Origin of the sequence: Streptomyces sp. NPDC032472 (assembly GCF_040636955.1) — a bacterium.
Lineage (GTDB): Bacteria > Actinomycetota > Actinomycetes > Streptomycetales > Streptomycetaceae > Streptomyces.
The window spans coordinates 1-9,986 of record NZ_JBEZVK010000124.1 but is presented as its reverse complement, the minus strand read 5'-3'; the positions used below and the strand labels follow the sequence as shown (position 1 = coordinate 9,986).

The following is a 9,986-nucleotide window of genomic DNA, read 5'->3' as shown; positions in this document are numbered from 1 at the left end:
GTCCTCGCTCAAAAAGCGTGAACTCGCCAACCTCGCCAGCGACCACCTCGCCGATGTCGCCGACGCCACCGAGCAAGGCATCCACCGCATCAACCACAACCCACAACTGCCATGGTCATTTTTCGCCCATACCGGCCTGACCCTCCACCCACCACACCCACCGAACTTACGAAAAGATCAAAGAGTAGGCCAGACCCCCGGTCCTCCAGGCCGTGACGGAAGTCGGCGACCTTGCTTCTGTGTCGGGTTGAAGCGCGAACCATCTTGGCAGGGGTTCGCCGCATGCAGCAGGGGACGTTCAGCCGTGGGCACTGGTCCCCGAGGCTGGGCTCGGGATAGAGGCGCGGAGGCCCCGCACGGAACCGGGCGGCCGGGGGTCACGTGCGGGGCCGCGCTCACGGGGTGGGGGCCGTCAGACTCCGCTCAGGGTATATGTACCCGTTCCGTCGTGCCGGCCGCTGGAGTACTGGCGGATGAGTTCCCCGTCCGCGTACCGGTCGTGGCCCATCATGGAGCCGGTGTACTTGTTCTGCAGACCGATCTTCGTGCTGCCGGGTACGTCGCGGAAGATGTAGAACCGCTGGAGGTCGTCTTCCCCGCAGGTGGCCGTCGTCAGGTAGGCCTGCTCCTGGTTGGCGATGTTCGCCGGGATGGTCGCGCATCCGCCGTTGCCCCAGTTCCACAGGGACGCCTCGATGACGCCGTTGTGCTCGGTCACGTTGCACAGTCGCCAGTTGTCCAGGTGGGCGCTGAAGAAGTTCGATTCGCGCAGGCGGATGCCGTCGTTGGCCAGGAGCGGTGCGCTCCAGTTCAGGGGCTTGCCGGGGACATCGATCTTGTAGGCGCCGGGTTGGCAGTCCAGGGTGGCGCGTGGGGCGGGCTTGGCGGCCTGGGGGGCCTTCATGTTCTTGGCGGCCTTGGCGGCCTTGGCGGCTGTTGTGGCGTTGTCGGCGTCGCGCTTGGCCTGGTCAGCCTTGGGCGAGGGGACGGGACCTGCCGGGTGCTTCGTGGTGGCGGCGGGGGAGCCGCAGTCCAACAGGCCCTGGGCCTTGGCCATGATGCTGTTGGTGGGGACCTTGTCCTCGCAGCGCACCGCGCCTTCTTCGAGCGCGGTGTAGGTGGTGTAGCTGCCGCTGTCGGGGCCCTCGGTCCACTTCAGTGCCCAACTGCCGTCGCCCTGTTGGATGCGGTTGCAGTTGAGGCTGCTGTAGGTGCCGGTGACCTTCTTGGTGCCCTTGTAGAGGCCGTAGTAGCCGGGCTCGAAGAAGTTCCAGGAGACTGAGTTCGACTCGCTGCTGGTGGAGGAGTAGTTCACCTGTACGTTCAGGCCCAGGCTCGCGCCGACGCTGCCGAGGGCCTCGGCGGCGAAGCTTCCCTGAACGGTGCCGTTGAGGCCGACGGACACCGAGATGGTGGTCTGGGTGCTGGTGGTGACGGTATGGCTGCCGGTGGAGCCCTGGGTGACGTACCAGCCCTTGAAGTGGGTGATCGTCGGGGTGACTTCGGTCGTCTTGATGACCGGGTGGCGGGTACCGAGGTCGGCCGCGGTACAGGCTTGCCCGGGCTGGACCGCCTGCCCGGAAGCGGCCGGGGTGGCGGCGGCCGGCGTGGCGGCCAGGCCTACGGCGGCCGTCGCGGTGGCTAAGAGCGCTCCGAGCCCTCGGCCCAGGGGGGGTGTCGTGCGGCGCATCGTTGCCTTTCCTCTGCTGTGCGTGGTCTGTGAGGTGAGTGTGAGGAAAACTAGCGCCGCCGGAAACAGCAGGTCTAGACCACAACTGGCCAAATGGGATCAAAAGCTGTCGCGTTCTCGAGTGATATGAACAGGAGTTGCCCGGTTTCATAACTCCGGTGCCCGCAACGGGGCCGCCGGAGGAAGGGACCACCTTTGAAACACATCAGACGCGGCCTGGCAGCGATAGCCTCGCTCGCCCTTACCGCAGCCCTGTGCGCCGTGGGCGCCCAACCGGCCGCCGCCCAACCACCCACGAGCCGTACAGTCCCCAAGGGCCACGGCGACTGTACGAAATCCGGGCCCGACCTCCGGCGCGAGGGCATGGCCTGGACCTGCATCAAGACGGGGCCGGCCACCGCCTCCGCCCTCGCCGCCGCAGCCCCCCGGGTGGCCCGGGCCAACCCGGGGGCGGACCTCTGCCTCAAGGACGACCCGAATAAGCCCTTCGACCCCATCCCCTCGACCCGCAAGGCGTACTGCACGCGGTACCTGGCCGAGTACGTGACCCTTGGCGCGGACAACAAGGTGAACGGCCAGGCCCATGTCCTGGTCTTCGCCGCAGCGGCCATGAACTCCTTGCCCCAGGCGCAGTGGAAGGAGGACATCGTGATCCATGTCACCGACATGACGCCCAATATCGCCGCTGTGACGATGGCTCTGAGCGCCACGTGCAGTGGACAGTGCACGGCCGGGGCACCGGCCTGGGGCGGCGCGCCCGTGCTCCTGAAGAACGGGCAGGGCCGGGAGGACGGCGTCCTCTCCTACAGCTCGTCGGTCGGCAAGGGCTTCGACACGATCGTCCAGCCCTCCTACTCCGTGATCGGGACCATCAAGACCGTCACGGGCGGCGGGCGGCCCGTGAACACCCGCCTGGACTGGCCCGGCCCCAAGGTGCGCTGTGACGACAAGGTCGGGAGCTGGCCCGGATGCATCGTGGACGGCCACACGGCCAACGTGACGTACCACCGGTCGCTCTACAAGGGGGCGGCCGTCGCCTACGAGTGGGCGCAGAAGAACCTCACGGGCAAGTTCGGCACCCCCGGCCACCTGCTGAACCGGTGGCATGTCGACCCGCTTGACCCGAACGCCAAGGGCAGGCGTGCCCTGACCTGTGACCGTGGGCCGTACAAGTTTCCCCGGGGTGCCACCGGCATCCCCAACGACTCGTGTGACGAGTACCCGTTCGCCAAGTCGGTGCAGGGCGGGAACGACGGTGCCCTGTGTATCGACATCACCCCGCGTGAGGTCGGCGGCGTGTGGGACGTCGCGAACGTCACCGTCGACCGGGGCACCCCGCCCAACGCGCCCTGTATCCGGGCCCATGTCGACGAGAAGGACAACTCCGCTGCGGGTTCCGAGTTCGGGAACGCGGTGACGTCCGACCGCATCATGGAGGGCGAGGAGTTCGAGGTCATCATCGACGCGTAGGCGGCGGATCTGCCTCCCCAGACACCTGGGGAGGCAGCCCAGGGGTCAGCCAGGTTCCGTCTGTCGGGTCTTGCATGAAGCCACAGGCGTATGGCCTCAATGGTCACAGTGCCGTAGAAGACGTAGGCCCACTTGTCGAACCTCGTGGCAACCGCCCGGTTGATCTTCAACTTTCCGAACAGTCGCTCCCCTTCGTTTTCGTTCCTGCGAACGTAGCGGGCCTTCTCGAAGCTGGTGGGCCGGCCGCCTCGGCTTCCACGGTGCAAGCGATTGGCCTGCTGATTCCTCGGCTCGGGGATGGTGTGCTGATCTGTCGGCGCCGCAGGTAGCGGCGGTTGCGCCGAGAGCTGTGGCATGAGCGCCGCTGAGGTGGCCCGGGCGGGTGCGCGGGTGCGCCCCCTTTGCTGGCTCCCGTGCTGGTTTGGTGCTGACCTGAAACCCTAGGTCAGTCCCCCTCGCCACCCACCCGGTGCTGGTGGCGCAGCATTGAGCACGACGCGATTCCGGTCGAGCCGACACTAAACGAAGCGGCGGAGAACCAGGACTGGCTCCGCCGCTCAACTCCGATTCGCGCTTGGCGTCGGCTGACGCGCCTTCGCGTCCGAACCCCGAGTTCGCGGCCCAGCCCGGACTGCTGCGGGCCCCTTGGCCGACGCGTCAAGAGGTCCAGACCCACGCTGGACCTGGCCTTCGAGTGCAGGATCGCAACGAGGTCGGGCAAAGCCCGCGTGGACGGCGTTCCGTTCGTCGGGCTCGACGCTTTACCACGGGTGCGCCGCACGGAGCTCCCGCAGCGCGCCCGGACGCCGGCCTGATGCTTGAACGGCACCCGCTACGGCGAGGTGAAGGGGTACGACGGCCTCCGATCCCTTCCCCGGGACTTCCCCCAACTCGCTTGAAGCCCAGGGGAAGAGTGCGGGCCGAGGATCGGGGCGCTGGGGTCAGGGAAGCGGGAGGTGGGCCGCGCCCGGGTGGCGTCGGCGCCAGTCCGCGTAGACAGGACTGGCGGCACATGTGTCCAGGTAACCGGCCGCCACCGTCCGCAGGATGTCGTCGCCGTGAGCGGCCAGCGGGCCGTCACGGTGCCAGGCCAGGACGTGGCGGTACCAGAGGGGGTTTCCCGCGAGGGGGCGGACGGTGACGCCGGGGGTTTGCGAGAAGGTGGCCTGGCAGAGGCTGACGGCCAGGCCCGCACGGACCAGTTCGATCAGCTGGCGCCCCTCGGCCTCGTGGGGGGCGGAGGGGCGGCGGCCGGTCAGTGCGCACACGGAGGACCAGTACTCGCGGGTACGGTCGCCATCGGGCCGGGGCATCGCCCAGTCGTGATCGGCGAGTTCGGTCAGGGACACGGCCTCCTGGCCCACCCGCGGGTGGGTTGCGGGCAGTAGGGCGAATACCGGTTCGGTGACCAGCGGGGTGAGGACCACCCCGTCGCGCGGAGGCAGAACCTGTTCGGGGTGGTCGCCGAGGACCGCCGCCTCCAGGCGGCCGGCGGCGAGGTCGTCCAGGAGCGCGACGGGGGAGTAGTGGCACCGTGATGTCACCTCGGCCTCGGGCAGCAACTCCCGTACGGCCAGGATGAGGTGGCCGAGCAGGGGTGCGCCGACCGATCCGACGCGGATGCGGTTCGGGGAGGCCAAGTGGCGGGCCGCGCGGGCAGTGTCGGCGAGGAGCGCGTCGATACCCGGCAGGACGGCGTGGGCCCGGGCCAGCACCAGCTCACCGAAGGCCGTGGGCGTGGCTCCGGCCCGCTGCCGGTCGAAGAGGACACCGCCGAGCATCGATTCGATGCGGCGCAACTGCGTGCTGAGGCCCGGCTGGGTCATGGACAGCGCGGCGGCGGCGCGGGTAAGGCTGCCGGCCTCGGCGATCGCGCGCACCACCCGCAGGTGCCGTACCTCCAGTTCCATGCCGCGCATGTTATGGAGCGGCGAGAGCTTTCGGACAGGAGTGGGATCCCGTCAGGCTTATGTGAAATGTCACACACCATTAATGTGGAGGTTGCCCGCCCATGAGACTCATCCATCGGCTGACGACATTGCGCGGGGTGCTGTTGCCCGCCCTGGCCGCCGCACTGCTGCTCTTCCTGCTGGGAGCGCCCCCCGCCGACGCCGCTGACAGCCCGTCGGCCTGCGCCCTGCGTGGTACCACCGGCTGGATGGACGAGGGGCATGAGACGGACTACTCGGTGTTCCAGCGTGCCGTCGGGACGGTCAGGGTCGCCATGGTCTTCGTGGACTTCCCTGACGCGCGGGCCACCGAGGCCCCGAGCGAGGACTCCGCGCAGATCACGCCAGGGGCTGACTGGCTGTGGTACGCCTCGTACGGCAGGACCTGGCTCTCGATCGACCAGCATCAGCAGTGGGTTCACATGCCTCGCGCCTCCACCGACTACGGCTTCGCGCGCGGCCTGACCCACGAGACCCACGAGGCGTACATCAAGGACGCGGTGGCGGCCGCCGATCCGTACGTGGACTTCTCCGGCTACGACATGGTGTACGTCGTGCCGACGCGCAACGCGGCGGCGATCTCCTTCACGCCCACGTACGTGTACGAGCCGGGCAGCGCGGGCGTGGTGGCCGACGGCCGCCAGGTCAAGTGGGCGGTGACCTTCGGTCAGGACATGTGGCACTGGGGTGCCAAGCTGGTCGCCCACGAGACCGCGCACACCTTCGGGTTGCCCGACTTGTACGCCTTCGAGGCGGGCAGCGACGCCCACCGCTTCACCGGTGGCTGGGACGTGATGGGCCTGATCGGCGGCCGGGGGTCGCAGTTCTTCGCCTGGCACTCCTGGAAGCTCGGTTGGACCGGGGACAGTCAGGTCGTGTGCCGGGCCGCGAGGGGCAGCGACACCGTGTACCTCACCGCGGTCGAGTACGGCAGCGGTACCAAGCTGGCGGTGATCCGCACCGGACCCACGACCGCGTACGTCGTCGAGTCCAGGCGCGGTGTCCAGGCGGACGCGGGCTCCTGCTCGACCGGTGCGCTGGTCTACCGGGTCGACACCTCCGTGCGGACCGGCTACGGGCCGGTCAGGGTCATGGACGCCAAGCCGTCCGCCACACCGGCCGGCGGCTGCCGTCCGCTGGACGACGCTCCGTTCTGGGCCGGAGAGTCGTTCACCGACTCGGCGGCCGGGGTACGGATCGACGTGCTCGCTGCTGACGGCTACGGCGAGACCGTACGCATCACGAAGTCGTAGGAGCCGCATGGATGCGGCAGCGCCCCCGGCTCCGAGAAGAAACCGAGGAGCCGGGGGTGCTGCGCGCGGTGGGTCAGGTGCTGCTCTTCGCCGGGTCCTTGAGCCCGATCGTGGCGTAGTCGAGCTGGCCGCCGAACGACGTGTGGCCGAAGGCGCCGGCGATGTTGGTGCCGAGCAGCAGCGGCATGCGCTCGATGACGGCGGGCGCGGTCGGGGCCTTGGCGAGGATCTCCCCGTCCAGCTGCCGCCACGCCGTGTTGGCCTGCGCGGCGTCGGTCATGGCGGCGATCTCGTCCATCCGTTTCATCGTCGCCTCGTCGCGGAAGAGCGAGTGATTGCCGGAGTTCCCCTTCTCCTTGATGTAGCGGCCGTCGAAGAGGAAGGGCAGGAATGTGGAGCCGGAGGGGTAGTCGGGGCACCAGCCGGTGTAGACGAGGTCCGTGCGGTTCTTGGTGTCGCCGATGGTGTCGTAGAAGGCTGACGGGTCGACGGCGTCGATCGTGACCTTGATCCCGGCCCGGCCCAGGGACTGCTGTATGGCCTCCGCTACTCCCTTGTCGCCGTTGGAGACGGTGATGCGGGTGGTGATCCCGTCCGGTTTGCCGGCCTCCTTCAGGAGTCGCTTCGCCCCCTCCACGTCACCGGTGGCCGGGATCCCGAGAGTGTCGGGCTGCTTGCCACCGAAGAGCGAGCCGGGCATGAGGGCGGTGGCCGGGTCGTTGAGGGCCGGGCCGCCGGAGGCGGTCAGAATCGCCTCGCGGTCCAGGGCGTGCTGCACGGCCTGTCGGACCTTGACGTTGTCGAAGGGGGCCCGGCCAGTGTGCATCTGCACCATTTCGGTGCAGTTGGTGGACTCGGCGAGCAGCCGCTCCCGGACGTCGGCCTTGGTGAGGACCTTGGGGGTGCTCTCCGGGCGCAGCTTGCCCCAGGAGACCGCGGAGGCGTCCGCGCCCTCCGAGGCGATGAGCCGGTCGTCGATCTGGTTGGCCCTCAGCCCCATCACCACGACCAGCTTGTCCGGGTACGCCTTGCGTACGCTGTCCGTCGCCGGGTCCCAATGCGGGTTGCGGACCAGCACCAGCCGCTTGTCCCGGTCGTACGACTCGATCTTGTAGGGGCCCGAGGAGAACGGGCGGCTGTCGTACTGGGGTCCCTTGTCCTGGGCCCTGGGCACCGGAGCGAAGGTGGGCAGGACGGTGGCATTGGGGAACTCCGCGAAGGGCTTGCGGAGTTCGAAGACGATCGTGTGGTCGTCGGGGGTCTTGACCGAGTCCAGGTGCTGCCCCTGGGCGGGGCCCCGGTAGCCCTCGGCGCCGGCCAGGTAGCGGGCGGCGTAGTCCGGGCCGCCGGGCAGGTCGGGGGAGAAGGAGCGCTCCACGTTGTACTTGACGTCCTGGGCGGTGATCGGGGTGCCGTCCTCGTACGTGAGGCCCCTCTTGAGCTTGAAGGTCCATGTCGTGGCGCCGTTGGAGGGGACGCCGAGGTCCTCGGCGAGGTCGGGGACCAGCTCTCCGCCCTTCGCGCCCGGTTCCGCCTTGTACGTCACCAGCGTGCGGTAGAGCAGCCGGGTCCCGAAGTCCATGTCCCCGATCACCCAGTTGCGGGCCGGGTCGAGGTGGGAGAAGTCCTGGTTCGACAGGACGGTCAGTGTGCCGCCCTTCTGCGGAGTGCCGCCGACCGTGGACCCCGCGTTGGCGAGTGCGGGGTTCTTCGCCGCCCCGTCCTGCCGACTGCTGCCGGAGTGGCCGCCGTTGGAACAGCCGGCCATGCCGAGTGCGACGGTCGCCGCCAGGGCGGTGGCGACTGCGTGGAGAGTGCGCTTGTTCATGAGTGGTCACTCCGTGGACAGTCGGGCAGCCTGAGCAAGCTGCAATGTGACCGATAACATAGTTATGTGAAATGGCACCCACAATTGTCGCGCCTCCATAGCGCGGAGTTATGGGTAAGTGGGGGCTCCACGGCCACCCGTTGGCCGCGCCACGCTGTCGCGCAATGTCACACGTCACTGCGTCACTGTGCGGCCATGCGGCCGCGAAGGGGAGCCATGAACCCTGCCTACGCGACCGTCGACCACGTTTTCACCGTCCCCCTGGACCACGCGGCCCCGCACGGCCCGACCATCCAGATCTTCGCCCGGGAGGTCACCGATGCTCCCCAAGCAGGTCGGCAACTTCCCTGGCTGCTCTATCTGCAGGGCGGACCAGGCGGCAAGTCACCCAGGCCGTCTGCCGGTTCCCCCGGCTGGCTGCCCCAGGCCCTCAAGACCCATCGCGTCCTCCTCCTCGATCAGCGCGGCACGGGCCGCTCCACCCCCGTCACCGCCCGGGCGGCCTCCCGCTTCGCCTCACCGGCCCGGCTGGCCGACCATCTCGGCCACTTCCGTGCCGACTCGATCGTCGCGGACGCCGAGCTGATCCGCCGGCAGCTGTGCGGCGACGAGCCCTGGGAGATCCTCGGCCAGAGTTACGGCGGCTTCATCACCCTCACCTATCTCAGCCAGGCCCCCGAGGGCCTGCGGGCGTGCTACGTGACCGGCGGCCTGCCCGGTCTCTCGGCTACCGCCGACGAGGTCTACGCCCGCACCTACCCCCGGGTACGGGACCGCGTCCTCGACTTCTACGCCCGCTACCCCGATGACACCGCCAGGCTGCGCGAGATCGCCCGCCTCCTGGCCGCCACCGATGTGCGTCTGCCCGACGGAGACCGGCTCACCCCCCACCGCCTGCGCACGCTCGGCCTCGGCCTCGGCATGGGCGACGGCTTCGAGCGGATCCACTGGCTTCTCGACGAATCCCTCGACGAGGAAGGCAAGTTGACCGACACCTTCCTGCACCAGGTGATGACGCTGACCGGCTTCACCGACAACCCCCTCTTCGCCGTCATGCAGGAGACCCTGTACGGGCAGGGCGCCGGGCCGAGTGGCTGGGCGGCGTCCAGGGCCATGGCGACGTTCCCCGAGTTCGCCGAGGACGCCGACCCCCTCCTGCTCACCGGAGAAATGATCTACCCCTGGATGTTCCGCGAGATCAAGGGCCTGCGCCCCTTCGCCGCCGCCGCCGATCTGCTCGCCGAACGCCCCCACTGGCCGCGGCTGTACGACCCTCGCCGCCTCGCCGCCAACCGGGTCCCGCTCGCCGCACTCGTCTACCACGACGACATGTACGTGGACTCCGGGCTCTCCTTGCGCACCGCGCGCGAGGTCGGCGCCACCCGGGTGTGGATCACCAACGAATGGGAGCACGACGGCGTCACCGCCTCCGGCGGCTGCGCGCTGTCCCGCCTGATGGACCTGGCAGCGGGCCGCGCGTAGACCCCGCCCGCCTCCCCGCCCCCCCGGTACCCCTCAACCCGCCTCCGACAGGAGAGACATGACCACCCCGCCCCGCCGCCTGCTGCCCCTGGCCGTGTCCGTCGCACTCCTCTGCTGCCTGTCCGCCCCCACCGCGGCCGCTGCCCCCGGCTCGCCGCCCCCCGCCGCCGGCTGCGCGCTCCCCGGCCGGACCGGCTGGACGGACGAGGGCCACGACACCGACCGGACCCAGTTCCAGCCCGCCACCGGAGTGCGCCGCGTCCTGACGCTGTACGTGGACTTCCCCGACGCCCCGGCCACCGAATCCACCGAAC

6 protein-coding genes and 2 pseudogenes are annotated in these 9,986 nt (G+C 69.3%); 4 read left to right on the top strand and 4 right to left on the bottom strand.

From position 1 onward, the window contains the following. Positions 1 to 412: 412 nt before the first annotated feature. Positions 413 to 1,690, bottom strand: coding sequence for a hypothetical protein (locus tag AB0F11_RS36155; protein WP_362183494.1), 1,278 nt, complete (start codon positions 1,688 to 1,690; stop codon positions 413 to 415). Between the two features lie 363 nt (positions 1,691 to 2,053). Here AB0F11_RS36155 and AB0F11_RS36150 point away from each other — a divergent pair, with 363 nt between their 5' ends. Then, on the top strand, positions 2,054 to 3,160 hold the full coding sequence (locus AB0F11_RS36150; protein ID WP_362183491.1) for a hypothetical protein: 1,107 nt from the start codon (positions 2,054 to 2,056) through the stop codon (positions 3,158 to 3,160). 77 nt (positions 3,161 to 3,237) lie between these two features. On the opposite strand, the pseudogene AB0F11_RS36145 reads toward AB0F11_RS36150, so the two are convergent. Both AB0F11_RS36145 and AB0F11_RS36140 read right to left on the bottom strand, forming a co-directional pair. After that, positions 3,238 to 3,550, bottom strand: a pseudogene (locus AB0F11_RS36145) (IS5/IS1182 family transposase); the annotation flags it as partial. A gap of 551 nt (positions 3,551 to 4,101) precedes the next feature. Next, positions 4,102 to 5,070: a LysR family transcriptional regulator gene (locus AB0F11_RS36140; RefSeq protein WP_362183488.1), complete on the bottom strand. Its 969-nt coding sequence runs from the start codon at positions 5,068 to 5,070 to the stop codon at positions 4,102 to 4,104. Between the two features lie 101 nt (positions 5,071 to 5,171). Here AB0F11_RS36140 and AB0F11_RS36135 point away from each other — a divergent pair, with 101 nt between their 5' ends. Next, entirely contained in the window at positions 5,172 to 6,362 is a 1,191-nt protein-coding gene (locus AB0F11_RS36135) for a peptidase M6 (RefSeq protein ID WP_362183485.1), read from the top strand. A gap of 73 nt (positions 6,363 to 6,435) precedes the next feature. Here AB0F11_RS36135 and AB0F11_RS36130 read toward each other — a convergent pair whose 3' ends face one another. Then, a complete protein-coding gene (locus tag AB0F11_RS36130; protein ID WP_362183482.1) occupies positions 6,436 to 8,190 on the bottom strand; it encodes an ABC transporter substrate-binding protein in 1,755 nt (584 codons plus the stop codon). A 216-nt stretch (positions 8,191 to 8,406) separates the two neighbouring features. Here AB0F11_RS36130 and AB0F11_RS36125 point away from each other — a divergent pair, with 216 nt between their 5' ends. Together AB0F11_RS36125 and AB0F11_RS36120 are read left to right on the top strand one after the other, a co-directional pair. After that, a complete protein-coding gene (locus AB0F11_RS36125; RefSeq protein ID WP_362183479.1) occupies positions 8,407 to 9,672 on the top strand; it encodes an alpha/beta fold hydrolase in 1,266 nt (421 codons plus the stop codon). Between the two features lie 58 nt (positions 9,673 to 9,730). Continuing rightward, positions 9,731 to 9,986: pseudogene (locus AB0F11_RS36120) on the top strand (peptidase M6); the annotation flags it as partial.